Here is a 25328-nt window from a genome sequence, read left to right as displayed (position 1 = left end):
GTACGCGCCGCGCCGCCCAGCCTCGGTCTCAGGCGACGATGGGCGCGGTCTGCAGGAACGGCGTGATGTTCCGCATCGCGCGCTCGACGTAGTCTTCCTTTTCTCCAACAGGCGCCACGTAGTGCATCGCGCTGCGGGCCTCTTCGATGCCGACGAGGCGGGCGATGACCCAGGCGGCCAGGTACTGCGACGCGAGGCAACCGCCCGCGGTCGCCACGTTGCCGTTGGCGACGAAGGCCTGATTCAGCACGGCAACGCCGGCGGCCTGGACCCAGGGCTTGGTCGTCAGATCCGTGCACGCCGGAACGCCATCGAGCAGCCCCAGCTTCGCCAGCACCAGTGCACCGGAGCACTGCGCGCCCAGCAGTTGCCGCGACGGATCGAGCTGCAGCTGCGCCATCAAGCTCGCATCGGCGACGACCTCGCGCGTCTGCATGCCGCTTCCGACGATGACCGCATCGGCCTCGCTGGCTTCGCGCAGGGACGCCTGCGCTTCGAGCACCACGCCGTTCATCGAACGCACGCGCGCGGTCGGGCTCGCGATCGACACGCGCCAGCCCGGCGTCTTGATGCGGTTGAGGATGCCGAGCGCGATGAGCGAGTCGAGCTCGTTGAAGCCTTCGAAGGTGAGGATGGCGATGTGCATGGGCCGCATCGTAGGCACGTCGATCAATACAATCAAAAAATTGTCATGGATACATTGCCGCATGCCTCAAGCCCGTTACAAGCAGTTGGTCGATGCGCTCGCCGCGCAGATTCGCGAAGGCAGCCTGCCACCGGGCACGCGCCTGCCGACGCTGCGCAAACTTGCAGCGCAGAAGGGCCTGGCGCTCGTCACCGCCAGCCGCATCTATGCGGAACTGCAGGCCATGGGGCTGGTCAGCGGCGAGACCGGCCGCGGCACCTTCGTGCGGGAGAGCCTGCTCCCCCGGGGCCTCGGCATCGACCAGCACGCAGCGGCCTCGGGCATGGTCGACCTGAACTTCAACTACCCGTCGCTGCCCGGCCAGGCCGAAATGCTGCGCGCGGGCCTGCGCCAGCTTGCTGCCTCGGGTGACCTGGAAGCGCTGCTGCGCTACCAGCCGCACGGCGGGCGCCCGCATGAGCGCGCGATCGTGGCCGGCCATCTCGCATCGCGCGGCCTCGCCGTGAATGCGGACCAGGTGATGATCGTGAGCGGCGCCCAGCACGGGCTGGCCACGACCGTCATGGCGCTGCTGCAACCGGGCGACGTGGTCGCGACCGATGCGCTGACCTACCCCGGATTCAAGGTACTGGCCGAAGCCCATCGTCTGGAACTGGCACCGATCCCAACAGCCGGTCACGGCCCCGACCTCGACGCGCTGGAGCGGTTGTGCAAGAAGCGCCGGGTGCGCGCCATCTATGCGATGCCGACGTTGCACAACCCGCTCGGCTGGGTGATGGGCGCGAGCCGTCGGCGGCAACTGGTGGCAATTGCCCGCCGGCACGGGCTGCTCATCATCGAGGACGCCGCCTACGCCTTTCTCGCGGAGGACGCGCCCGCGCCGCTGGCCGCGCTGGCCCCGGAGTCGACGGTCTATGTGTCGGGCATTTCCAAGAGCATCGCGACCGGGCTGCGCGTCGGCTTCGTCGCCGCGCCCGCCGAGTGGGTGCCCGCCATCGAGCGCGCCATCCGGGCCACTACCTGGAACACGCCCAGCGTGATGACGGCGATTGCCTGCGGCTGGCTCGAGGACGGCACCGTCACCCGCCTGGAGGCGGAGAAACGCAGCGATGCGATGGCCCGGCAGGCGATTGCCGCCGACGTGCTGGCCGGCATGCGGTGCGTGCGCCACCCGTCGTCCTACTTCGTATGGCTGCCGCTGGGAGAAGAGGTGCGCGCCGACCAGGTGACCAAGGCGCTCATGCGCGATGGGATCTCGGTGTCGACCGCCGAACCGTTCGCGACGTCCACGCAAGTGCCGCACGCCATTCGCCTGGCACTGGGGTCCGTCGGGCTCGACGTGCTGCGCGGCGCGCTGGCGCAGGTCAGGCGCGTGATCGACGCGCACAGCTATTGAGGCTTCGGCATCCGGGCCACAGTGCCGGGCCGGTCACCGTGCCGTCACGGGCCAAACCTAGCATCCGCCGGCCTTCGTTCCTACAAAACACTCGAAAACCAACATGACCAAGAACGTTCCCGCGCCCGCTCCCCGTCCGCTGCGCGCGGCCCTCGTGGCCCTCGGCGGCAGCCTCGTCATCGCAGCCTGCGGCGGCGGTGGCAACGACGGCCCGGTGTTCCCGATCATTCCGCCGGCACCCGCTCCCGCACCGGCGCCGGCGCCGGCGCCCCAGCCTTCGCCGCTGGGCACGCTCGACGGCTCCATGCCCCTGGTCATCGGCCACCGCGGCCTGCCGGGCCTGTTCCCCGAGGAAACGCAGAAGGCGTACGAAGCAGCGGCCGATGCCGGCGCCGACTCGCTCGAAACCGACCTGCACCTCACCAAGGACTGCGTGCTCGTCGCGCGCCACAACCCCTGGCTGAGCGACAACACCAACATCGCCGAGGTCGCCAAGACCAACCCCACCGTGGCTGCCCGCAAGCGCACCGTGCCCGGCGTGCTGGTCGATGTGAAGTACCCGCCCGTGGCCGACAACGGCCCGCCGCAATACCTGAGCGACCTGACCGACCCCAAGGACCCGAAGTCGGTGCTCAAGTCGCTGATCGTCGATGGCGAGGACCACACCAACGACTGGTCGATCACCGACTTCACGATGGCCGAGCTCAAGCAGTGGATCGCCGGCACCACCTACGACGCCGCCGACCAGCGCCCGACCGAGCTGAACGGCAAGCTGCCGATCCTGAGCTTCCAGGAGGTGATCGACATCGCGAAGGCCAAGTCCAAGTCCACCGGCCGCGCGCTCACCGTGTACCCGGAAACCAAGAACCCGATCTGGAACAACGCGCAAGCCATCGCCAATGGCTGCGGCGTCGCCGGCAGCCACCCGCTGGAAGATGCGCTCCTGAAGATCATGGCCGCCAACGACCTGAACCGGAAGGACGCGCCGATCTTCGTGCAGAGCTTCGAACCCGAGAGCCTGAAGTACCTGCGCTCGGCCGGCCTGAAGGCACGTGCGGTGCAACTGGTGGACGGCAATGCGATCGACTTCAAGACCGGCGAGATGATCTACGTCACCAACGACGTCTACACCTTCGTCGATGGCCGCCCCTACAGCTGGACGCTGGCCGGCAACCCGAAGTGGTTCGGCGAGATGCTCACGCCCGCCGGCCTGGCCGAGGTCAAGACCTACGCCGACGGCATCGGCCCCTGGAAGCCCCAAGTCATGGCGCACACCATCGTGCCGTTCAAGGACAAGGGCACGCTGGCCGACGTGAACACCATCAAGCCCACCGCACTGATCGCCGACGCGCACAAGGCCGGCCTGATCGTTCACAGCTACACCTTCCGCAACGAGGCCAAGTACCTCGCGGGCGTCTACAAGGGCGACCCGGTGGCCGAGTACCTCGCGTACTTCCGCGCAGGCATCGACGGCGTGTTCTCGGACTTCGCGAACACGGCCTTCGCGGCACGCCAGGCGTACCTGAAGGAAACCGGCCGCTGAGGCCGGAGATCCCAGGCGGAAAGCAGGCGGCACGCATGTATCCCGGCGAACGACTCAACGGATACAGCCACCTGCTGGGCCTGGTGCTCGCACTGCCCGCGGCCGCGCTGCTGCTGGCCAAGACCGTGCCGACCGGCGACCCCGCGCGCATCGTGGGAGCGCTGGTCTTTTCGCTTTCGGCCGTGGCGCTGTACGCGGCCTCGACGCTGTTCCACAGCACGCGCGGGCGCCTGAAACGCGTGTGGGAGCGGGCCGATCACTGCGCGATCTATTTGTTGATTGCTGGCACGTACACGCCCTTCGCGCTTGTCACGCTGCAGGGGTTCTGGGGCTGGCTTCTGCTCGCGACGATCTGGGGCGCTGCGTTCTACGGCATCTGGCGCGAGCTGCGACCGCCCCAACACAGTGATGCCGATGCGCCGCAGAAGCCGCCGCTCGCTCTGTACATCGGCATAGGCTGGCTCGGCGTGCTTGCAGCCGTGCCGCTGGCGGCGCGGCTCGAAAGCGGCGGGCTCGCGTGGCTTCTGATCGGCGGTGTGCTCTACACCGCGGGCACGGTGTTCTACCGGAACCGCCAGGGTTTCCGGCATGCGCACTGCGCGTGGCACCTGTTCGTGCTGGCGGGGACGGCGAGCCACTATGTGGCGGTCGGGTGGTTCGTGCTGTAGCCGCAGCGCGGATCAGGCCAACGCCCCCACCGCAATGCGCGTCGCCGACGCCACGACATCGTTGCGCCCCTTTGCGTCCTTCTCCGGAAATGTCAGATAGACAGCCAGCACCAGCGGCGCACCGGCCGGCGGCCACAGCACGCCGACGTCGTTCGTCGTGCCGTAGGAGCCCGAACCGGTCTTGTCGCCCACCTTCCAGCCCGCCGGCACGCCGGCCAGGAAGCGTTCGGTGCTGGTGGTATTGCCCAGCAGCCATGTCTTGAGTTGTTCGCGCTGCGCCGCACCGAGTGCGTTGCCCAGCACCAGCCGCTCGACGCTGGCCGCCATGGCGGCGGGCGTGGTGGTGTCGCGCAGGTCGCCGGGGATGGCGGTGTTGAGTTCGGTCTCCCAGCGCTCGAGCCTGAAGACATCGTCACCCGTCGAACGCGCGAAGGCCGTCACCGCGGGCGGACCGCCCAGCATCTTCATCAGCAGGTTGGCTGCGCCGTTGTCGCTGTACTGAACCGTGGCGGCACACAGCTCGGCCACCGTCATGCCCGTTGCGACGTTCTTCTCGGTGATGGGCGAATAGGTGACCAGGTCGCCCTTGCTGTAGTTGACGCGGCGCGCGAGAAAGCCGCTCTCCTTTGCGCTGCGTTCAAGGACCGCAGCGGCCAGCATGAGCTTGAAGGTGCTGCAGAACGGAAAGCGTTCGTCCGCGCGGTGCTGAACGCGCGCTCCGGTGGCGGTGTTGAAGCCGACGACGCCGAGCCGCCCGCCCGATGCGCTTTCGAGCGCGGCGAATTGCGCCGACGCATCCTGCAGCGCTCCCTTGGCGGACCACGCGGTGCAGGCACTCGCAAGCGGGAGGACTGAAGCGGCGAGCAACAGGGTGCGGCGATGTACGAGAGGATTCATGGGTTGTTGTCTGGCGAGTGAATGGAACAAGCCCTCATCGTAGGAGCGCCATCGTGCGCGCCCAAGTGCGCCACCGCTCAATCGCGTCTCACGTGTATCGGGTGTAACGGATCGGCTCTTTTATTAAACCCAGTGGTTGAATTATTTGGGAGATGCATCTATATTCAACTTCATGGTTGAACTAGATGACGAACGGCTCGACGCCGTATTCCACGCCCTCGCCGACGGCACGCGCCGCACCATGCTGCAACTGTTGGCCCAGGGCGACTGCAGCGTGGGCGAACTCGGCGCGCCTTTTCACATGTCCTTCGCGGGCGCCTCCAAGCACGTCAAGACGCTGGAGCGCGCGGGTCTGGTCTCGCGCACCGTGCTCGGCCGGGCGCATGTCTGCCGGCTCGAGCCGGCGGCGCTGGCCACGGCCGACGCATGGCTGCGCCACTACGAAGGCTTCTGGAACACCCATCTCGACGCGCTGGCAGAAGAACTGCGGCGCGACACATCCGGCAAGTGAACGAACCCCTCAAGGAGCGCAATCCCATGACCCTCAAGCACAGCCTCGGTACGCAGACCGAACCCGCCACCCTGCGCGTGGAGCGCACCCTGCCCGCGCCCGTCGAGCGCGTGTGGGCCTACCTCGTCGACCCTGAAAAGCGCAGGACCTGGCTGGCCGGCGGCTCCATGGCTCAAGCGGCAGGCGGCGTGTTCGAGCTGCGCTTCCAGCACACCGAACTCTCCGGCGAAGAAGCGCCCGAGCACTACGCGGCCTACCGCAAGATGCACATTCAGAAATCGCGCGTGCTGCGCATCGATCCACCGAAGCTCCTGACCATCAGCTGGGGCAGCGAGAGCGACACCGCCTCCGAAGTCACCTTCGAACTCACACCGAAGGGCGACGGCACGCAGCTCGTTCTCACGCACCGGCGCCTGCCCGACCGCAAGGAAACGGTGAGCGTCTCGAGCGGCTGGCACGCCCATCTGGATGTGCTCGACGACGTGCTGCACGGGCGCGAGCCACAGCGGTTCTGGACGAACCTGCAGGAAGCAGAAAAAGCCTACGAGGCGCACATCCGCTGAAACAACTGCCGGACCGCAATTCCGCAGGCTGAAGTCGTTCTTTCGGGCTGCGGCATGATCGCGGACATGGACCACAACGCATCGCCGCAACCCTCTCTCCCCCTGGTCATCGTCAAGGTCGGAGGCACCTTCGACGCCCTTCGCGAACAGCACGGCGACTTCGAGCACTGGATTGCCGACGGCCTGGGCACCGAGGTGCTGCCGCTGCTGGTGATCGACCCGCGCCGGGGCGACACACTGCCCGATCCGGCCGAGGTTTCGGGCGTGGTGGTGACGGGCTCGCATGCGATGGTGTCGCACCGCGAGCCGTGGAGCGAAACCACGGCCGCGTGGCTCGCGCGGCTGGTGGCGCGCGACACGCCGGTGCTCGGCATCTGCTACGGCCACCAGTTGCTGGCGCACGCGCTGGGCGGCGAGGCCGGCAACCATCCGCGGGGCGCGGAAGTGGGCACGGTCACCGTCACGCTCGACGAGGCGGCCGCCACCGACGCGTTGCTGGGCGGCCTGCCCGCGCAGTTTCCGGCGAACGCGGTGCATTGGCAGAGCGCGCTGCGCCTGCCCGAAGGCGCGGTGCGGCTGGCCGGCAGCACGCATGAGCCGGTGCATGCCTTCCGCGTGGGCGACAACGCCTGGGGGCTGCAGTTTCACCCCGAGTTCGATGCCGGCACCATGCGCGGCTACATCGACATGCTGGCCGACACCCTGCGCGCCGAAGGCGCCGACCCGGCCGCGCTGCGTGAGCGCGTGGCCCCGACCCGGCCGCGCTGCGTGAGCGCGTGGCCCCGACCGGCGCGGCGGCCGGGCTGCTCGGGCGCTTCGCGCGCATCGTCGAGGCGCATCAAGGCGTCTGAGCCCCGGGGCGGGGCGCCCCCTTTTCGTCGGAGCGCGACTACAAGAAGCCTTGCGCGCTTGGGTTAAGGTGCGGTTCATCCGCCGTTCGCGGCACGCCGACACCACCCCATGACCACTCCCTCCCCCGCTCCTGCCCGCAAGCACTTCTCGATGATCCGCGGCTTCCACCTGGCCGACGTGTTCACGCTCGGCAATGCGGCCTGCGGCGTCGGCGCGGTGTTCCTGGCAATGGCCTACATGGCGAGCCAGTCGCTCGCGCAGTTCCTCTGGGCCGCCGCGCTCGCGCCGGCCGCCTTCATCTTCGACGTGTTCGACGGCCGCATCGCGCGCTGGCGCCAGACGCACTCCGCGCTCGGGCGCGAACTCGACTCGCTGGCCGACGTGATCTCGTTCGGCGTCGCGCCCGCCGCGCTGGCCTTCGCCGCGGGCCTGAACGGCGGCTGGGACTGCCTCATCCTCATCTATTTCGTGTGCTGCGGCGTGAGCCGGCTCGCGCGCTACAACGTCACGGCCGAGGCCCTGTCCGAAGGCGCGGACAAGGTGAAGTATTTCGAGGGCACGCCGATCCCGACCAGCGTGGTGCTGGTGGGCGTGCTGGCGTATGCGGCGTGGCAGGGCCGCATCGGCGATGCCGTCTGGGGCGGGGCCTGGGCCATCGGCCCGTGGCTGCTGCATCCGCTCGCACTGCTGTTCGCGCTGTCGGGCACGCTGATGATCAGCAAGACCCTGCGCATTCCCAAGTTCTGAGTCCATCCAGGAAACGGAGACACGTTCATGACCATGAAGCTGTATTTCGATCCGCGAAGCCGTTCGCAGGTCGCCAAGTGGATGCTCGACGAGGCCGAGGTCGACTACGAGATCGTGACCACCCTCATCAAGGACAAGGCGCACAAGCGCCCCGAGTACCTGAAGATCAACCCGGCCGGCAAGCTGCCCGCGCTGGTCGACGGCCGCACGCGCATCTTCGAGAACGCGGCCATCTGCATGTACATCGCCGAGAAGTTTCCCGGGAAGCGGCTAGCGCCTTATATCGGCACGCCCGAGCGCGGCCGCTACCTGTCGCTGATGGTCTATTCGACCGCGCAGTTCGAACCCGCCATGGGTGACGACCTGATGAAGATCCGCAGCAACAACAGCGCGCGCGGCTGGACGAATTTCGAGGAGGCCAAGGACGCGGTCGAACGCGAACTCGGCTACGGCCCTTACCTCTTCGGCAAGCAGTTCACCGCGGCCGACGTGATGATCGGTTCGTGCCTCATCTGGCACCGCGCGTTCGGCGGCAAGCTGAACCGCCCGAAGCTGGACGCCTACATCGACCGCCTGCAGGCGCGCCCCAAGGGCATGAAGTTCGGCTGAAGCACGCATCGACCTCATGTCACAAGTCACCTCTTCCCCGCACACGGCCGCCGGCGGTCTCGACCAGTTGGTGCGCATCGCCGCAACGCAGCCGCTCTCGCCGGCCTGCGACCACTTCTACTTCCTGCGCCATGGCCAGACCGGGCGCAACGCGCTGCGCATCTTCCAGGCGGTCGACGAGCCGTTGAGCGAGCTCGGCCTGCAGCAGGCCGCGCATGCCGCCGAGTTGCTGGCGGGCGAGCCCATTCGCACCATCGTCTGCAGCGATGCACGCCGCGCCTTCGACACCGCCCACACGGTGGGTGCCGCGTTGCGGCTTGCGCCCACGGCGCAGGCCGAGCTGCGCGAGCGCAACTTCGGCGCACTGATCGGCACCTCGTCCGCCAACATCGACTGGGCCTGCGAACCCGAGGGCGGCGAGACGCTCGCGCAGTTCGTCGCCCGCAAGCGCACCGCGCTCGACGCGGCGCTGAAGCAACCCGCGCCGGTGCTGGTGGTGGCGCACGGCGGCACGCTGTACGCGCTGGCTGCGCTGCTGGGCGTGCCCATCGACATCACCGTGCTCGGCAACGCGCAACCATTGCGTTTTTCACGCAGTGGCCCTACATGGGCCATAACGCCGCTGCTGCGGCATGTCGACGGCGCATCCGCCCTGGCCTGATCAGGCCGCCCGGTACGCCGTCCATCGAAACGACCATCGCCACCATGGAATTCAAGGACTACTACAGCGCACTGGGCATCGAGCGCACCGCGTCGGACGACGAGGTGCGCAAGGCCTACCGCAAGCTCGCCCGCAAGTACCACCCCGACGTCAGCAAGGAGCCCGACGCCGAGAAGCGCATGCGCGAGATCAACGAAGCCAAGGATGTGCTGGGCGACAAGGAAAAGCGCGCCGCCTACGACGCGCTGGCCGACCGCGTGGCGCGCGGCGGCAGCCCCGGGGGCGACTTCCAGCCGCCGCCGGGCTGGGACTCGGGTTACGAGTTCCACCGCGGCCCACGCCAAGGCCCGGCCGACCATGCGGACTTCAGCGAGTTCTTCTCGTCGATGTTCGGCGAGGCCGAACGGCGTGGCGCCGCGCGTCAGAATTTCCGCGCACGCGGCGAAGACCATCACGCGGCCATCGAGATTGCCATCGAAGACGCCCTCAATGGCGCCGAGCGCGAGATCACGCTGCGCGCGCAGACCGTCGATGCGCAAGGCCACCCGCAGTGGGAGAACCGCACGCTGAGCGTGAAGATCCCGTCGGGCGTGCACCCGGGCCAGTTCATCCGCCTCGCGGGGCAAGGCATGCCCGGCCATGGCGGCGAAGCGGCCGGCGACCTGTACCTCGAAGTGCGCATTGCGCCGCACAAGCTCTACCGCGTGGAAGAGCGCGACATCTACATGACGCTGCCCGTCACGCCCACCGAGGCCGCGCTCGGCGCGCAGGTGCAGGTGCCGACACCGGGCGGCGGCGTGGTCGAGGTCACGGTGCCGCGCAATGCGCGCGGCGGCATGAAGCTGCGGCTCAAGGGTCGCGGCCTGAAGGGCAAGACGCCCGGCGACCTGTACCTGCTGATCGAGATCGCGCTGCCGCCCGCCGACAGCGACGCCGCGCGCGCGGCCTACGAGCAGCTTGCGCAGGCGGCCTCTTCGTTCAACCCGCGCCAGCACCTGGGAGTCTGAGCATGGCGACTGTTTCCATCACAACCGCAACCGCCATCAGCGCCTCGCAACCGCTCGCGCTGAACGAATTGGCCCACGCCGTCGGCGCCGATGCCGCCTGGGTGGTGCAGCTGGTCGAGGTCGGCATCGTGCAGGTCACCACCGTCGACGCGCCACCCGAGCGCTGGCAGTTCTCCAGCACCGACCTGCAATGCGCGCTCGAGGCGCGCCGGCTGGAGCGCGACTTCGGCGTGGGCCTCGATGCGGCCGCGCTGATCCTCGACCTGCAGCACGAAGTACGGCGGCTGAAGGCCGCGCTGCAGGCTCACGGCCTGCGGTAGTAGCACCGGCTGGCGCCCCTGCGCGGCGCATGGCCCTCCGGCCTCCAAGGGAAAGCCGCGCGCAGGCTTGACCTTGACACCGTGCCAGGCCGAAGACTTCGGACCTCTTCAACAGGAGGCCGCATGAATCCCTGCAACAACACCCCGGAGGCCGACCGGCCATTCGACACCGAAGCCGCGCTTGCCCGCGCAGGAGTCTCGGAACGGCTGCTGCGTCAGTGCGAAGCGCGCGGCCTGATCGAAGGCGCCGACGCAGCCGCTCCCCGGTACACGTCAGAGCACATCAGCGTGCTGCGCTTCGTGCGCCGAGCATCGGCCCTGGGCTTCGGCATGAATGAAATCGCCACGCTGCTGGCCCTCTGGCGGAACGAGCACCGCACGAGTGCAGAGGTCAGGCACGTGGCGCTGAGCCAGGCCGAGGCGCTGGCATCGCGCATCGAGGAGCTCCAGGCGACGAAGCGCGTGCTCGAACGCCTCGCGAACCTGTGCCGGGGCGATCACCAGCCGGCCTGCCCCATCCTTGACGAACTGGTGGAACTCAACGGCTTCGCCTCGCAGTGGCACGGCGAGGCGAAGCCGCCGCGGGTTACTGCATCTGCTGCAGGTTGCCGATGCGCACCAGCATCTCGGTGAACATCTGCAGGTCGGCGTCGAGGTCGGGCACTTCCTTGTATTCCTTGGCGTTGTGTCCCGTGTACTTCTTGCCGGGCATGCCGGGGCCGAAGCTGATCGCGTTGGGCATCTGCTTGGCCGTGGTGGCGCCGGCCGCGGACACCGGCTTGGCCTCGAGGCCGGTGGTGTCGCCGTAGATGTCGAGCAGGGTCGCGAGCCAGCGGCCCGACGGATCGCGCGCCATCCAGTTGCCCTGGTCGTACTTGATCTCGACCTTGGCCTTGTTGGCCGCGGCCCATTCGTTGATCTTGGCTTCCACCTGCGCCTTCAGCTCCTCGGGCGTGCGGCCGCGCGGCATGCGCGTGTTGACCGCCATGACCAGCCGGCCGTCGGCACCGGTGCGGATCAGGTTGGGCGAGAAGGTCAGCGGGCCCATGAAGTCGTCCTTGTAGCCCACGCCCATCTTCTCGCCGAGGTAGCCGGTGCCGTAGAGATCGTCGATGTACTTGATCGCCTTCAGGAACTGGTTGTCGGCCAGCGCAACGCCCGACTCCTGCAGGAACAGGCCCAGGCGCGGCAGCGGGTTCACGCCGTTCTGGGGCTCCGAGCCGTGGGCCGAGGTGCCGGTGACCTTGATGTCGATGCCGTCCGCGCCGCGCGCGACGGCGATCGCGAACTTGCCCTGCGGTTCGTACTTCTGCAGGAAGGCCGCCTTCGCTGCCTCGAGCTTGGCTTGCACGGCCGCAAGATCGCCGCCCTTGAGCGTGGCGGTGGCGGTCTGCGAGATCGCGTTGACCGCAGCGGCCGCGCCCATGTCGGTGATCGCGGTGACCGTGCCGTCGGTCTTCTCGGCGGGGAAGAACACGCTCAGCGAGCCCGCGCCCTTCTCGGCCACGACGGCCGGGTAGCCGCTGTCGAGCACGATGTTGTATTCGGGCAGCTTGGTCTTGCCGCGGTAGTACTCCATCGCATCGCCGCCGGTTTCCTCGGTGGTCTCGATCATCAGGCGCATGGTGCGCTGGATCGGGATGCCGCTTTCCTTCACCGTCTTCATGGCGTAGAGCACGGCCGCGATGGAGCCCTTGTCGTCGATGGTGCCGCGGCCGTAGAGGCGGTCGCCCACGCGATGCAGCGTGAAGGGATCGAGCTTGGTGCCGTCGTCGAGCACCCACTCGGAGAGCACCGCGGGCACCACGTCCGAATGCGTGAGGATGCCGAACTCTTCGGTGCCCTTGCCCTTGAGGCTGACTTCGAAGATGCGGTTGTCGACGTTGCGGTACGCAAGCCCGAAATTCTTCGCCGTCTTCTCGACCAGCTTGCCGAAGTCGATGATCGCCGGGTTCTCGTGCGGCGGAATCTGCACATTGCGCGCGGTCGGCAACGCCACCATGGCGCCGAGGCTCGCGATCACCGCCTTCTGGTTGTGCAGGCGGTTGTAGAGGCCGAGCAGGCGCCCGATGTTGGTGAGGTCGTCGCCGGCCAGCGTCGCCTTCTTGCGGTAGGCGGCCACGGCGGGTTTCAGCTCGGGGTTGGCCTTCTCGGCCTGCGCGAGGAAGGCATTGAAACTGGATGCGGTCTTGCCGCCTTGCCAGGCCGCGGCCAACTGGTCGAGTGCGGGTTTCTTGAGCGTTTCTGCAAAGGCCGGTGCGGTGAGGCCTGCTGCCATCAAGCCCATGGTAAGGACCGACAACGAGACGCGAAATTGCTGCATGAGGGTGACTCCCTGTTCACAAAAAATGGAGCCTTCGACGATACCCGAGGCATGCATCGCGACATGCCTCGCCGCGCTACGAAGAAACGTAGCGGATGAGGCGAGAGGTGCAGCTTTAGGTTTGCAGACGGCGCGCCATCACTGCATCTGCTGCAGGTTGCCGATGCGCACCAGCATCTCGGTGAACATCTGCATGTCGGCATCGAGGTCCGGCACTTCCTTGTATTCCTTGGCGTTGTGCGCGGTGTATTTCTTGCCCGGCATCGCGGGGCCGAAGTTGATCGCGTTGGGCATCAGCTTGGCGGTCGTACTGCCGGCCGTGGGCACGGGCTTGGCCTCCAGGCCGGTGGTGCTGCCGTAGATGTCGAGCAGCGTGGAGAGCCATGCGCCCTTGGGGTCGCGAGCCATCCAGTTGCCCTGCTCGTGATTCACCTCGAGCCTCACCTGGTTCGCCGCGGCCCACGCGTTGACCTTGGCCGCGACCTGCGCCTTCAATTCGTCGGGCGCGCGGCCGCGCGGCATGCGCACGTTGGTCGTCATCTCGAGCTTGCCGTCCGCGCCCATGCGGATGAGGTTGGGCGAGAAGGTCAACGGGCCCATGAAGTCGTCCTTGTAGCCGAGGCCCATCTTCTCGCCGAGGTAGCCTGTGCCGTAGAGCGCGTCGATGTACTTCACGGCCTTCAGGTAATGGTTGGCGGCGAGCGGTGCGCCCGACTCCTGAAGGAAGAGCGCAAGGCGCGGCAGCGGGTTCACGCCCTCTTCCGGACGCGAGCCGTGAGCCGAAGTACCGGTAACCTTGATGTCGATGCTGTCGGCGCTGCGCGCGATGTCGATCGCGAACTTGCCGCCTTGCGGTTCGTACTTCTGCAAGAAGGCCGGTTTCGCCGCTTCGAGCTTCGCAGCCACCGCGGCGAGGTCGCCGCCCTTGAGCGTCGCGGTCGCAGTCTGCGAGATCGCATTGGCGGATGCGGCACCGCTCATCGCGGTGATTGCGGTCGAGGCGCCGTCCGTGGTCTCCGCGGGAAAGAGCACCTTCAACGCGCCCGAGCCCTTCTCCGCGACGACCGCGGGGTACTTGCTGTCGAGCACGATGTTGTAGGCCGGCAGCTGCGTCTTGCTGCGGTAGTACACCATCGCGTCGCCGCCCGTCTCTTCGGTGGTCTCGATCATCAGGCGGATGCTGCGGTCGATGGGCAGGCCGCTGTCCTTCACCGCCTTCATCGCGTAGAGCACGGCGGCGATGGAGCCCTTGTCGTCGATGGTGCCGCGGCCGTAGAGGAAGTCGCCCACGCGCGTCATCGTGAAGGGGTCAAGCTTCGTGCCGTCGTCCAGCACCCATTCGGAGAGCACCGCGGGCACCACGTCGGCGTGCGTGAGGATGCCGAACTCCTCGCTGCCCCTGCCCTTGAGGCTCACTTCGAAGATGCGGTTGTCGACGTTGCGGTACGCAAGGCCGAAGTCCTTCGACATCTTCTCCACCAGCTTGCCGAACTCGATGATCTGCGGACTCTCGTGCGGCGGCACCTGCACATTGCGCACCGTGGGAATCGCCACCATGGTGCCGATGCTGGCGATCACGGCCTGCTGGTTCTGCAGGCGGTTGTAGAGGCCGAGCAAACGCGCGATGTTGGTGAGATCGTCGCCGGCCAGCGGTGCCTTTTTGCGGTAGGCCGCAACGGTCGGCTGCAACGCAGGGTTCGCCTTCGTGGCCTGCGACAGGAAGGCATTGAAATCGGCAGGGGCCTTGCCACTGCTTTTCCATGCCGCCGCCAGTTGGTCCAGCGCCGGTTTCTGGAGCGTGTCGGCGAAGGCCGGTGCACCGAGACCGAGCACGATGCCCAGTGAAAGGGCCGACAATGAAAATCGAAATTGCTGCATCGGGGTGACTCCCTCATTCTGAAAATATCTTCCGACGATAGCCGAGCGACAGATCGAACAATGAACGGCAGCACCGCCACAAAAACCCGCTGCGCCTGGGCCCGGACCGACCCGCTGCTGGCCGACTACCACGACGCCGAATGGGGCGTGCCCGTGTACGACAGCCGCGCGCTGTGGGAAAAGCTGATGCTCGACGGCTTCCAGGCCGGCCTCGCTTGGATCACCATCCTGCGCAAGCGCGATGCGTTCCGCAAGGCCTTCCAGGGTTTCGTGCCGGAGAAGGTCGCCAGATTCACCGCCGACGATGTCGAACGGCTGATGCAGGACGCGGGCATCGTGCGTGCGCGCGCCAAGATCGAGGCCACCATCGGCAATGCGCGCGCCTACCTCGCGATGCAGGCCGCTGGCGAGGATTTCTCGGAGTTCGTCTGGGGCATGGCGGGCGGCAAGCCCATCGTCAACGCGACCGACAAGGTGCCGACTCAAACGCCGCTGTCCGAGGAGATTTCGAAGGCGCTCAAGAAGCGCGGCTTCAAGTTTGTCGGGCCGGTGATCGTTTATGCGTGGATGCAGGCCACGGGCATCGTGGACGACCACGCGCCGGATTGCCACCGTCATGGATCGAAGAAGAAATAAACGCTCAATGAAAAACCCGGACCGCGCTTGCGCACGGTCCGGGTTTCTTTTGGGCTTGTGACCTGAAGCGGCTTGCGCCGCGACGGATTACAGACCGGCTTGACGCGTGAAGGTCAGGCCCTTCGCTTGGGCGGGGATCACGCTGCCGGGGAAGGTTTCGGGACGCAGGTTCTGACCCGGTGCGTGTGCTGCGGCAACAGCCTGGGCGCGAACGGTGGCGCGGTCGGTGGTCGAAGCGGTCAGCGTGGGAGCGACGGTGGACGAAGCAGCATCGCCGTATTCGTTGCCGGCGCGGGCGGCGGCGACAGCCTGGGGCGCCACTTCGGCGCGGCTGTAGCCGGAGGTCAGGGGTTGCACGCCTTCATAGGTTTCTGCATGGGCGCCAGCGGCGGCGAGCAGGGAGAGAGCGGCGGCGGCGAGGATGTTCGAGGTCTTCATTTCAATTTCCTTCTTGATTGGGCTTTGGATGCCCTGAAGTTTGCACCACGATTCCAAGGGAAAACCCTACTCAATCGAATCGCAGTGTTCATGAAACTGAAACAATGACCGGGAACTTTGTGACGAGGCTAAGTCAAGTGCCCGTCCTACCGCTGAAAACCCGCGTAGTTTGCGTACTTTTCCTCTAGTTCGTCAAGCAAGAGCGCTGGGCTGCACAGGTCAACGCACATTGCATGCCAGCCACCGCCTCCCGCTCCCACGCGCCTAGTCTTCCTTCATGCCCGTCGCCTTCACCACGCCGCCGAGCCGGGCGCGCTCTTCGTCGACGAACTTGGTGAACGACGCGCGCGTGCCGCCGATGGGCTCGATGCCCATGCCCTTGAGATGTTCGGCCGTGGCCGGCGTCTTCATCGCAGCGTCGATGGCCGCGGCCATCTTGTCGAGGATGGCTTCGGGCGTGCCGCGCGGCGCGTGCACGCCGGCCCAGTGCGCAATGCGGATCTCGGGGAAGCCTTCTTCCGCTGCCGTCGGCAGTTGCGGATAGGCCGAGATGCGCTGCGTCCACGTGCCCGCGAGTGCCTTCAGCTTGCCGCTCTTGATGTACGGCAGCACCACGATGCTGGCCTCCGACGTTGCTTCCACCTGGTTGCCGAGCACCGCGGTGATCGACTCCGAGCCGCTCTTGTAGGGCACCACATCGAGCTTGCCGCCGTACGTCGTCTCCAGGATGCCTTCGACGAAATGCGGCGTGCTGCCGGTGCCCGCCGTCGCCCAGTGGAAGCCGTTGGCCGACTTCTTCGATGCGGCGACGAATTCCTTCAGGTCCTTGTAGGGCGCATTGGCCGGCACCACCACCACCGAGGGTGCGAGCGCGATCATGGCCACCGGCACCAGCGCGTCGTCCTTGTACGGCATGTTCTTCTTGATCATGCTGTTCGACACCACGCCGGCCGCACTCACGAGAAAGGTGTAGCCATCGGGCGCGCTCTTGGCGACCACGTCGGCACCGAGGATGGCGCCCGCACCGGGCTTGTTGTCGATGACGACGGGCTGGCCGAGCTGCTTCGATGCGCCCTCGGCTGCAGCGCGCGCCATGAGGTCGTTGGCACCGCCGGCAGAGAACGGAACGACGAGGCGGATCGGCTTGGTCGGCCACGCTTGTGCAGAAGCGCCTGAGGCAAGCATCGACGCGGCAAGCCCGATGGCAAGCGAGGCAAGGCGGAATGGAATCATCTTGTTCTCCTGTGTTGTAGTGGGTTTGAAGAGCCCAGCGGGTCGGGCTTTTTCATGATGCCACGCACCTCTTTCCAGAACCGTCCACAGGGCAATCACATGCGTTTCGCATGATTCGCAATTCACATGGGATCGTGCCCATAATGAAGGACTTGATTGGCGAATAATTGCGAACACGACGCTCTCGATTTGCGAATCTTGCGAACATCGAAGAACGGATCGAACGATGAAGAAGACCTTCATGGGCGTGCGGCTGCGCAGCCTGCGCGAAGAGCGCGGCCTGAGCCAGCTCGCGCTCGCGCAGCAGCTGGGCCTGTCGCCCAGCTACCTCAACCAGATCGAGCAGAACCAGCGGCCGCTCACCGTACCGGTGCTGCTGCGCCTGCATGCCACGCTGGGCGTCGACATCCAGGCCTTTTCGGAGGACGAGGAAGCGCGCCTCGTCGCGAGCCTGCGCGAGGCGCTGGCCGACAACCCGGGTGGCGACGCGGTCGCGCTCGCCGAGCTGCGCGAGGTCGCTACGCAGATGCCCGCGGTGGGCCGCGCACTGGTTGCGCTGCACCAGCGTCATCGCGATGCCATGGAACGACTTGAGGCACTGGCCGGCGAACTCGGCGACGGCCGCGGCGATCTCGCGCGCATGCCGCAGGCGCGGCCGATGCCCTTCGAGGAAGTGCGCGATTTCTTCTTCGCGCACCAGAACCACATCGCCCCGCTCGACAACGCCGCCGAGGCCTTCTCTGCACAATGGCGACTGCGCGAGGGCAACCCCGGCGACCGGCTTGCGCACCGCCTGCTCGAAACACACGGCGTGCAGGTGATCCCGGCCGAAGACGACGAAGGCGGCGCGCAACGTCGCTTCGATCCGGTCACACGTGTACTCAGGCTCTCGCGTTACCTGGAGCCGGGCCAGCACGCCTTCCAGCTCGCCACGCAACTCGCCTTTCTCGAACTCGGCGACATGATCGACAAGCTTGTTGCCGATGCGCCGCTGTCGAGCGACACCGCGCGTTCGCTCGCGCGCATCGGCCTCGCGAACTACTTCGCCGCCGCATTGCTGCTGCCCTACGGCGCGTTCCTCGAAGCGGCCGAGCAGTTGCGCTACGACATCGACCAGCTCGCGCGCCGCTTCGGCGTCGGTTTCGAAACGATCTGCCACCGCCTGAGCTCGCTGCAGCGGCCGGAGGCGCGCGGCGTGCCCTTCTTCCTCATCCGCGTCGACCGCGCCGGCAACATCTCCAAGCGCCAGTCGGCCACGCACTTCCACTTCTCCAAGACCGGCGGCACCTGCCCGCTGTGGAACGTGTACGAGGCCTTCGCGCAACCGGGCCGCGTACTCACGCAACTCGCGCGCATGCCCGATGGGCGCGCCTACCTCTGGATCGCGCGCACCGTGTCGCACGGTTTTCGCGGCTACGGCTCACCCAACAAGACTTTTTCCATCGGCCTGGGCTGCGACATCAGCCATGCCACGCGGCTCGTCTACTCCAAGGGCATGGACCTGCGCGACCCCGAAGTGCCGACGCCCATCGGCGCGGGCTGCAAGGTGTGCGAGCGCGAGGCCTGCCCGCAGCGCGCCTTTCCGTTCGTCGGCCGGCCGCTCGACGTAGACGAGAACCAGAGCCGCTTCATGCCTTACGCCGCGGCGCCCGACAAATACGGCGCCGCGCGGGCCGCACTCAAGAGCGGGGCCAGCCGCGCACCAGCGTCCGGATCGCCACGGCGCCGCTCCCCTTGACCTCGGCGCGGTAGCTGCCCACCAACGCTTCGCGCTCGGCCGCAGCCTGCGGGTCGTTGCGCCAGGCGAGCAAGGCCGCCACGTCCGCATCGGGCAATGCCGCGAGCAACGCCTGTGTGACCTGCTTCTCGAACTCGCGCGCCACCGTCAGCAGATTCCGCGGACGCGGCGAGGTGATGCCACGAGACCACAGCGTGTCGACGGCCATGTCGAGCGTGCGATCGGGCAGCGAGGTGAACTGGCCGGCATTGCCCCGTGCGAGTTGCTTGACGACGGAGCTCAGCAGCAGCTGGCTCGAGAAATCGACTTCGCGCGTGTCGGCCACGGCCATGCGCTCGAGCAACTCGGTGCGCGCCGGGTCGGCCGGCTTCGCGCGCTCGCGGTTGAAGAACTCGACCTTGGCTGCATCGTCCATCGCGGCGTAGTCGGCGCGCAGCTTGGCGAGGCGCGCCACCGCTTCCAGCACTTGCGCGCTCGGTGCGGCCCCGCCCTTCCCTGCAGCGGCCACTTCCTTCTGGATCGCAGCCACCGAGGCCTTGACGTCGAACGACCGCGATGCAGCCGTGTCCAGCGCCGCAAGCGCCTTGTCGGCGATGGCCTGGTCCGGCGGGTCCAACAGTTGCCGTGCATCGCGCGACACGGCGCCGGGTGCATACGCGGCCTGGTAGCGCGCCTGCACGCCTTCGAATTGCATCAGGGCCTGGGCGCGGTCCTGCGCCCAGGCCATGGCCGGCGCGAGCAGCAGCGAAAGGACAAGGGCAAGGCGTTTGGCTGCGAGAGGAGAGACGGTCATGGCGCCATTATTGGCGCTCATCACGACCGCCCCTGCTTCAGGCCGCCGCCAGCTCCTTGCGCAGCAGCTTCGCGGCCGTGACCATGTTCGACAGCGCCGCCTCGGTTTCCGGCCAGCCGCGGGTCTTCAGGCCGCAGTCGGGGTTGATCCAGAGGTTCTCGTGCGGCACCACGACCGCGGCCTTGCGCATCAGGCGCACGATCTCTTCCACCGAGGGCACGCGCGGCGAGTGGATGTCGTACACGCCCGGGCCGATCTCGTTCGGGTAGCGAAAGCCCCCGGAATTGTTCTCGCCACCGAATCCGCGCAGCAGTTCCATGTCGGAGCGGCTAGTCTCGATGGTGATCACGTCGGCGTCCATCGCCGCGATCTCCGGCAGGATGTCGTTGAACTCCGAATAGCACATGTGCGTGTGGATCTGCGTCTCGTCGCGCACGCCCGAGGCGCTGATGCGGAAGGCGCGCGTCGCCGACTTCAGGTACGCGGGCCAGCCCGCGCGGCGCAGCGGCAGGCCTTCGCGGATGGCGGGCTCGTCGATCTGGATGATGCCGATGCCCGCGCCTTCGAGGTCCACCACCTCGTCGCGGATCGCCCAGGCGATCTGCTCGCAGGTGGTGGCGCGCGGCTGGTCGTCGCGCACGAAGGACCACTGCAGGATCGTGACCGGGCCGGTCAGCATGCCTTTCATCGGCAGCTTGGTGAGGCTCTGCGCGTAGGCGGTCCATTCGACCGTCATCGCGGCCGGGCGCGCCACGTCGCCGAAGATCACCGGCGGCTTCACGCAGCGCGAGCCGTACGACTGCACCCAGCCATTGGCGGTGAAGGCGAAGCCGTTGAGCTGTTCGCCGAAGTACTCGACCATGTCGTTGCGCTCCGCCTCGCCATGCACCAGCACGTCGATGCCCAGCTCTTCTTGCTTGCGCACAGCCAGCGCGATCTCGGCGCGCATCTTCTCGCGGTAGCCGGCCGAATCGAGTTCACCGCGCTTGAAGGCGGCACGCGCGGCGCGGATGTCAGGCGTCTGCGGGAACGAGCCGATGGTGGTGGTCGGCAGAGCAGGCAATGCAAAGCGCGTGCGCTGTACCAATTGGCGTTTTGGGAAGACCGAGGTGCGGGCGTCGTCGCCGGCCACGCTGCGCGCAAGGCGCAGCGCCACGTCGGCGCGGTGCACGCGCAGGCTGCTGCGACGAGCGGCAACGGCTGCGCGTGCGGTCTTGAGTTCGTTTGCGACGGACGCCTCACCGCCATCGAGCACGGCACGCAGCACGCGCAGTTCATCGAGCTTCTCGACAGCAAAGGCGAGCCACGACTTGAGCTCGGCATCGAGCCTGGTCTCGGCCGCGAGGCTGAACGGCACGTGCAGCAGAGAACACGACGGTGCGATCCACAGCTCGCCGCGGTTCTTGTCGACCACCGGGCGCAGCGTGGCGAGCGCGGCATCGGGGTCGGTGCGCCAGATGTTGCGGCCATCGACGATGCCCACCGACAGCACCTTGTGCGCCGGCAGCCAGTCGGCCACGCCGGTCAGCTCCTGCGGCGAACGCACCGCGTCCACATGCAGGCCAGCGACCGGCAGCTGGCAGGCCAGGCGCAGGTTGTCGGAGAGCGGCGAGAAGTACGTGGCCAGCAGCAGCTTGGGCGCGCTGCGTGCGAGCTGCCAGTAGGCGCGCTCGAAGGCATTTCGCCAGACATCGGGCAGGTCCAGGCCGAGGATCGGCTCGTCGATCTGCACCCACTCCACGCCCTGCTGCTTCAGGCGAGTGAGCACCTGCTCGTACACGGGCAGCAGCGCGTCGAGCAGCGAGAAGCGGTCGAACCCGGCCTTCTTCTCCTTGCCCAGGTACAGGAAGCTCAGCGGCCCGAGCAGCACGGACTTGACCGCGTGTCCGGCCTGCTGCGCCTGCGCCACTTCGTCGAAGAGCCGCGCGGAGGCCAGCTTGAACTGCGTGGCCGCATTGAATTCGGGCACGAGGTAGTGGTAGTTGGTGTCGAACCACTTGGTCATTTCCAGCGCGAAGGTGCCTTCGGTGCCGTGGTTGCAGCTTTCGTCGTGTACATGCCCGGCCTCGTCTTCCACGCCGCGCGCCATCTTGAAGTAGCGCGAAAGCTCGGGCTCGTCGCCTAAGAAGTTGAAGCGCGCCGGCTCGCAGCCGAGCAGCTGGATGTGGTTGGCCACCTGGTCGTAGTAGGCGAAGTCGCCGACGGTCACGAAGTCGAGTCCCGCATCGCGCTGGGCCTGCCAGTGGCGCGCGCGCAGTTCCTCGCCGACGGCCTCGAGCGCGGCGCGGTCGATCTCGCCGCGCCAGTGCTTTTCGAGTGCGAACTTCAGTTCGCGGTTGGCGCCCATGCGCGGAAAGCCGAGGGTGTGGGTACGGGTGGTCATTGCAGGTAGTCCGGTCGCTTGAATCTTGAGAATCTGCAATGGTCGGCGTTTGGCGCCTATGATTCAAACGAAACGTTTTGCCCATTCACTTGAATATCATTCATGTTGCAGTCGATCCTAGAGATACGCCACTTGCGCACGCTCATCGCGTTGCGCGACACCGGCAGCCTGGTGCGCGCAGCGCAGCTGCTCAACCTCACGCAGTCGGCGTTGTCGCACCAGATCAAGCTGCTCGAAGACCGCTATGGCGCGCAGCTCTTCGAGCGCAAGTCGGTGCCGCCGCAGTTCAGCACCACGGGCCTGCGGCTGCTGCAACTGGCGGACACCGCCTTGCCCATGATCGAGGAAGCGGAGCGCGACGTGGCGCGGCTCGCGCTCGGTCGCAGCGGCCAGTTGCGCATCGTGGTCGAGTGCCACACCTGCTTCGACTGGCTGATGCCTGCGATGGACGCATTCCGCCAGCGCTGGCCCGAGATCGAACTGGACATCGTCTCGGGCTTCCACCCCGACCCGATCGCGCTGGTGATGCAGAACCGCGCCGAGGTGGCCATCGTCTCCGAAGAAGACCCCGATGAAACGGTCGACTACCACGCCCTCTTCCGCTTCGAGATCGTCGCGCTGCTCGCCAACGACCACGCGCTCACGGCCAAGGCGCACCTCACGGCCCGGCACTTCGCCGACCAGACGCTCATCACCTACCCCGTGCCCGACGAGATGCTCGACATCGTGCGGCAAGTGCTCGCACCGGCCGGCGTGGAGCCCGCGCACCGGCGCACGACCGAGCTCACGGTGGCGATGCTGCAACTGGTGGCGAGCGGGCGCGGCGTTGCGACCCTTCCGCTCTGGGCGGTGCAGAACTACCTCGACCGCGGCTATGTCACTGCGCGGCGCGTCGGCAGCAAGGGGCTGACGGGGCGGCTCTACATGGCCTGCATGCAGGGCACTTCAGATCAGCCGTGGCTTGCCGACTTCGTGCGCATCACGCGCGAGAGCTGCTTCAAGAGCCTGCCCGGGATCGAGCTGCTCTAGCGGGCGCCTTCTTGCGCGGACGGGCCGCCGTCTTGCTCGCCTCGCTCAGGATCCACTCGCGAAAGGCTGCGACCTTCGGGCGGTCATGGCTGTTCTCCGGGCAGACGAGGTAGTAGGCGAAGTCTTCGAGCCAGCTCGCATCCGACAGCTGCACGAGCCGGCCTTGTGCCAGGTCGTCGGCCACCACCGCGGCGGGCAGCAAGGCCGCGCCCTGCCCTGCAAGCACAGCCTTCAGGAGCAGGCCCGAATCGTCGAAGGACGGACCGCGCGCAGGCCCCGTGCTCTCGATGCCCTGCGCCTCGAACCACAGTGCCCACGCCTTGCGTTCGGCATCGTTCACACGCGGCCAGCGGGTGAGACCGGCTGGCGTTTCCGGCATACCAAGCTGCTTGACCAGTGCGGGCGCAGCGACCGGAACGATCTCCACCGTCAGCACGCGCTGGCTGCTCAACCCCGGATAGCGACCCAGCCCGTGGCGAATCGCAACGCCCGCACCATCGCGCGAGAAGTCGGCCAGCGCGCTGCTGCTCATCACCTGCAGGTCGATGTCTGGATGCGCATCCTGGAAGCTCTTGAGCCGAGGCACCAGCCACGCGGAGGCGAAGAACGGCGTGGCACTCACGGTGAGGATGCCCGTGTCCTCGGGCACCGCGACACGGCGCGTGGCATCGCTGATCTGCCGGAAGGCATTGCGCACCGGCGGCAGGTAGGCTTGGCCGAGGTCGGTGAGGAAGATGCCGCGATTCACGCGGCGAAAAAGCGGAACGCCCAGGTGCACCTCCAGCGTCTTGATCAACTGGCTCACCGCGCCGGGCGTCACGCACAACTCGTCCGCCGCGTTCTTGACCGAGAGATGGCGGGCGGTGGCCTCGAAGGCGCGCAGCGCGTTGAGCGGGGGAAGTTGGTGCTCTGTCATTTAGTTAATCTGATCTGAAAGCTTCAGAAAATCTAGTTTGCCTGGCTGCGTGGCAAGGGGGAATATTGGCACAACAAAGCCGAAACGAGAAACCACCTTGCTGCATACACCCGATCGCATTGACATTAGATATTCTGATCACTCCAGCGGCGCTCTCCATTACCTGGAACTCACCGAACTGGCCGCGCGCATCCGCACGCGACGGGTCTCGCCCGTCGCCGTGCTCCGCGCCCAGCTCGACCGCATCTCTGCGCTGGACGGCGCGCTCCACAGCTACGCATTGGTAATGACCGATGCCGCGATGGCGCAGGCCGAGGCGGCGCAGGCGGAGATCGCCGCGGGCCGTTACCGCGGCCCGCTGCACGGCGTGCCCATCGCGGTGAAGGACCTGTGCTTCACCGCAGGCTTCGCCACCGCGGGCGGCATGGCAATCCACAGGCACCACATCCCCACAGAGGATGCGACCGTGGTACGCCGCCTGAAGGAAGCAGGCGCGGTGCTGCTCGGCAAGCTGCAGCTGACCGAGGGCGCCTATTCCGATCACCACCCATCCATCACACCGCCGCGCAACCCGTGGCATGCGGACCATTGGCCCGGCATGTCGTCCAGCGGCTCGGGCGTGGCGACGGCGGCGGGCCTGTGCTTCGGCTCGCTCGGCTCCGACACGGGCGGGTCGATCCGCTTTCCCTCTGCAGCCAACGGCCTCACCGGGATCAAGCCGAGCTGGGGCCGCGTGAGCCGGCACGGTGTGTTCGAGCTCGCGGCCTCGCTGGACCACATCGGCCCGATGGCGCGCAGCGCGGTCGATGCTGGCGTGCTGCTCGGCGCGATCGCGGGCAGCGACGAGAACGATCCGACCTCCGCACGCGACGCGGTGCCCGACTACCTCGCGGCGGCGGACCACGGTGTGCGGGGCCTGCGCATCGGCATCGATGCCGCATGGAACAGCGACGGCGTGGACCCCGCGACGCAAGCCATGCTGAAAGATGCGGCAGAGACCTTGCGCGCACTCGGCGCCCGCCTCGTCGACCTGCGCTTTCCCGACGCAACGCAGGCGGTGGCAGACTGGTTTCCGCTCTGCGCGGTGGAAGCCGCCGTGGCCCATGAAGCGACCTACCCATCGCGTAAGGGCGCGTACGGCCCCGTGCTCGCTTCGGTCATCGAAGCCGGCCATGTCGTGAGCGGAACCGAGCTCCAGAAGATCCACCTGCGCCGCATGGCCCTGCGCGGCCGCGTCTCGGCCCTGTTCGCCGACATCGACCTGCTGCTGGTTCCCGTGCACCCCTTCGCATCGCCCACCGTCAACGCGATGCAGACGCTGGGCGAAACGCCGACACTGGTGTCCGCACTGCTGCGGTACACCGCACCCTTCGACATGACAGGCCACCCCACGATCACGCTGCCCGGCGGGTTCACCGATGCCGGCATGCCGCTCGCATTTCAACTCGTCGCGGCGCACATGGACGAAGCCACGCTGGTCCGCGCCGGCGCCGCGTTCCAGGGCGTGACCGCATGGCACCGCCGCCATCCGCTGGACTGAA

The 25328-nt window shown here is 67.2% G+C and carries 25 protein-coding genes; 16 read left to right on the top strand and 9 right to left on the bottom strand.

The features are described from left to right. Positions 1-28 precede the first annotated feature (28 nt). Positions 29-646, bottom strand: coding sequence for a DJ-1/PfpI family protein (locus tag ACSFA7_RS03270; RefSeq protein ID WP_435498051.1), 618 nt, complete (start codon positions 644-646; stop codon positions 29-31). Positions 647-707: 61 nt separating this feature from the next. Between ACSFA7_RS03270 and ACSFA7_RS03265 the strand changes: the two genes are divergently transcribed. From ACSFA7_RS03265 to trhA, 3 genes are all read left to right on the top strand, one after another. Then, positions 708-2042 carry an aminotransferase-like domain-containing protein gene (locus ACSFA7_RS03265; protein ID WP_435498050.1) on the top strand — a complete coding sequence of 445 codons (1335 nt, stop codon included), beginning with the start codon at positions 708-710 and terminating at the stop codon, positions 2040-2042. Between the two features lie 103 nt (positions 2043-2145). Then, complete coding sequence (locus tag ACSFA7_RS03260; RefSeq protein WP_435498049.1) at positions 2146-3585, top strand: glycerophosphodiester phosphodiesterase family protein; 1440 nt, start codon at positions 2146-2148, stop codon at positions 3583-3585. Between the two features lie 35 nt (positions 3586-3620). After that, on the top strand, positions 3621-4253 hold the full coding sequence (gene trhA / locus ACSFA7_RS03255; RefSeq protein WP_435498048.1) for a PAQR family membrane homeostasis protein TrhA: 633 nt from the start codon (positions 3621-3623) through the stop codon (positions 4251-4253). Between the two features lie 12 nt (positions 4254-4265). Here trhA and bla read toward each other — a convergent pair whose 3' ends face one another. After that, the gene (bla, locus tag ACSFA7_RS03250; RefSeq protein ID WP_435498047.1) at positions 4266-5150 is read right to left on the bottom strand and encodes a class A beta-lactamase; all 885 of its coding nucleotides are present in this window, start codon (positions 5148-5150) and stop codon (positions 4266-4268) included. Between the two features lie 172 nt (positions 5151-5322). Here bla and ACSFA7_RS03245 point away from each other — a divergent pair, with 172 nt between their 5' ends. From ACSFA7_RS03245 to ACSFA7_RS03205, 9 genes are all read left to right on the top strand, one after another. Continuing rightward, positions 5323-5661: an ArsR/SmtB family transcription factor gene (locus ACSFA7_RS03245; RefSeq protein WP_013540849.1), complete on the top strand. Its 339-nt coding sequence runs from the start codon at positions 5323-5325 to the stop codon at positions 5659-5661. 26 nt (positions 5662-5687) lie between these two features. Next, a complete protein-coding gene (locus ACSFA7_RS03240) occupies positions 5688-6224 on the top strand; it encodes an SRPBCC family protein (protein ID WP_435498046.1) in 537 nt (178 codons plus the stop codon). A 66-nt stretch (positions 6225-6290) separates the two neighbouring features. Continuing rightward, on the top strand, positions 6291-7142 hold the full coding sequence (locus ACSFA7_RS03235) for a glutamine amidotransferase (protein ID WP_435498045.1): 852 nt from the start codon (positions 6291-6293) through the stop codon (positions 7140-7142). A 42-nt stretch (positions 7143-7184) separates the two neighbouring features. Further along, complete coding sequence (locus ACSFA7_RS03230) at positions 7185-7823, top strand: CDP-alcohol phosphatidyltransferase family protein (RefSeq protein ID WP_435498044.1); 639 nt, start codon at positions 7185-7187, stop codon at positions 7821-7823. A 27-nt stretch (positions 7824-7850) separates the two neighbouring features. Further along, positions 7851-8432 carry a glutathione S-transferase family protein gene (locus ACSFA7_RS03225; RefSeq protein WP_435498043.1) on the top strand — a complete coding sequence of 194 codons (582 nt, stop codon included), beginning with the start codon at positions 7851-7853 and terminating at the stop codon, positions 8430-8432. A gap of 16 nt (positions 8433-8448) precedes the next feature. Continuing rightward, positions 8449-9093: a histidine phosphatase family protein gene (locus ACSFA7_RS03220; protein ID WP_435498042.1), complete on the top strand. Its 645-nt coding sequence runs from the start codon at positions 8449-8451 to the stop codon at positions 9091-9093. Positions 9094-9137: 44 nt separating this feature from the next. Continuing rightward, positions 9138-10100 (top strand): DnaJ C-terminal domain-containing protein, encoded by a 963-nt coding sequence (locus tag ACSFA7_RS03215; RefSeq protein ID WP_435498041.1) that lies wholly within the window; start codon positions 9138-9140, stop codon positions 10098-10100. Between the two features lie 2 nt (positions 10101-10102). Further along, positions 10103-10420 (top strand): chaperone modulator CbpM, encoded by a 318-nt coding sequence (locus tag ACSFA7_RS03210; protein ID WP_435498040.1) that lies wholly within the window; start codon positions 10103-10105, stop codon positions 10418-10420. 123 nt (positions 10421-10543) lie between these two features. Next, the gene (locus tag ACSFA7_RS03205; protein ID WP_435498039.1) at positions 10544-11053 is read left to right on the top strand and encodes a MerR family DNA-binding protein; all 510 of its coding nucleotides are present in this window, start codon (positions 10544-10546) and stop codon (positions 11051-11053) included. Here the strand turns inward: ACSFA7_RS03205 and ACSFA7_RS03200 are convergent. Next, positions 11007-12743 carry a dipeptidase gene (locus ACSFA7_RS03200; RefSeq protein WP_435498038.1) on the bottom strand — a complete coding sequence of 579 codons (1737 nt, stop codon included), beginning with the start codon at positions 12741-12743 and terminating at the stop codon, positions 11007-11009. The genes ACSFA7_RS03205 and ACSFA7_RS03200 overlap by 47 nt on opposite strands. A gap of 138 nt (positions 12744-12881) precedes the next feature. Beyond that, positions 12882-14621 carry a dipeptidase gene (locus tag ACSFA7_RS03195; RefSeq protein WP_435498037.1) on the bottom strand — a complete coding sequence of 580 codons (1740 nt, stop codon included), beginning with the start codon at positions 14619-14621 and terminating at the stop codon, positions 12882-12884. Between the two features lie 60 nt (positions 14622-14681). Here ACSFA7_RS03195 and ACSFA7_RS03190 point away from each other — a divergent pair, with 60 nt between their 5' ends. Then, positions 14682-15257: a DNA-3-methyladenine glycosylase I gene (locus ACSFA7_RS03190; protein WP_435498036.1), complete on the top strand. Its 576-nt coding sequence runs from the start codon at positions 14682-14684 to the stop codon at positions 15255-15257. An 87-nt stretch (positions 15258-15344) separates the two neighbouring features. On the opposite strand, the gene ACSFA7_RS03185 is transcribed toward ACSFA7_RS03190, so the two are convergent. Both ACSFA7_RS03185 and ACSFA7_RS03180 read right to left on the bottom strand, forming a co-directional pair. Beyond that, entirely contained in the window at positions 15345-15695 is a 351-nt protein-coding gene (locus ACSFA7_RS03185; RefSeq protein WP_435498035.1) for an alpha/beta hydrolase, read from the bottom strand. 264 nt (positions 15696-15959) lie between these two features. Further along, positions 15960-16928: a Bug family tripartite tricarboxylate transporter substrate binding protein gene (locus tag ACSFA7_RS03180; protein WP_435498034.1), complete on the bottom strand. Its 969-nt coding sequence runs from the start codon at positions 16926-16928 to the stop codon at positions 15960-15962. A 226-nt stretch (positions 16929-17154) separates the two neighbouring features. On the opposite strand from ACSFA7_RS03180, the gene ACSFA7_RS03175 reads away from it, so the two are divergent. Beyond that, on the top strand, positions 17155-18666 hold the full coding sequence (locus tag ACSFA7_RS03175) for a short-chain fatty acyl-CoA regulator family protein (RefSeq protein ID WP_435498033.1): 1512 nt from the start codon (positions 17155-17157) through the stop codon (positions 18664-18666). On the opposite strand, the gene ACSFA7_RS03170 is transcribed toward ACSFA7_RS03175, so the two are convergent. Together ACSFA7_RS03170 and metE are read right to left on the bottom strand one after the other, a co-directional pair. Then, positions 18608-19459, bottom strand: a complete 852-nt coding sequence (locus tag ACSFA7_RS03170; protein WP_435498032.1) for a hypothetical protein — start codon at positions 19457-19459, stop codon at positions 18608-18610. The genes ACSFA7_RS03175 and ACSFA7_RS03170 overlap by 59 nt on opposite strands. Before the next feature lie 37 nt (positions 19460-19496). Continuing rightward, the gene (gene metE / locus ACSFA7_RS03165; protein ID WP_435498031.1) at positions 19497-21842 is read right to left on the bottom strand and encodes a 5-methyltetrahydropteroyltriglutamate--homocysteine S-methyltransferase; all 2346 of its coding nucleotides are present in this window, start codon (positions 21840-21842) and stop codon (positions 19497-19499) included. A 102-nt stretch (positions 21843-21944) separates the two neighbouring features. On the opposite strand from metE, the gene ACSFA7_RS03160 reads away from it, so the two are divergent. Then, the gene (locus ACSFA7_RS03160; RefSeq protein WP_435498030.1) at positions 21945-22871 is read left to right on the top strand and encodes a LysR family transcriptional regulator; all 927 of its coding nucleotides are present in this window, start codon (positions 21945-21947) and stop codon (positions 22869-22871) included. On the opposite strand, the gene gcvA is transcribed toward ACSFA7_RS03160, so the two are convergent. Further along, the gene (gene gcvA, locus ACSFA7_RS03155) at positions 22840-23787 is read right to left on the bottom strand and encodes a transcriptional regulator GcvA (RefSeq protein WP_435498029.1); all 948 of its coding nucleotides are present in this window, start codon (positions 23785-23787) and stop codon (positions 22840-22842) included. The genes ACSFA7_RS03160 and gcvA overlap by 32 nt on opposite strands. 118 nt (positions 23788-23905) lie before the next feature. Between gcvA and ACSFA7_RS03150 the strand changes: the two genes are divergently transcribed. Continuing rightward, complete coding sequence (locus ACSFA7_RS03150) at positions 23906-25327, top strand: amidase (protein ID WP_435498883.1); 1422 nt, start codon at positions 23906-23908, stop codon at positions 25325-25327. Position 25328: the final 1 nt, after the last annotated feature.

Source organism: Variovorax trehalosi, assembly GCF_051216415.1.
In the GTDB taxonomy this organism is placed as follows: domain Bacteria; phylum Pseudomonadota; class Gammaproteobacteria; order Burkholderiales; family Burkholderiaceae_C; genus Variovorax.
This window is presented reverse-complemented; position numbering and strand designations above follow the sequence as displayed.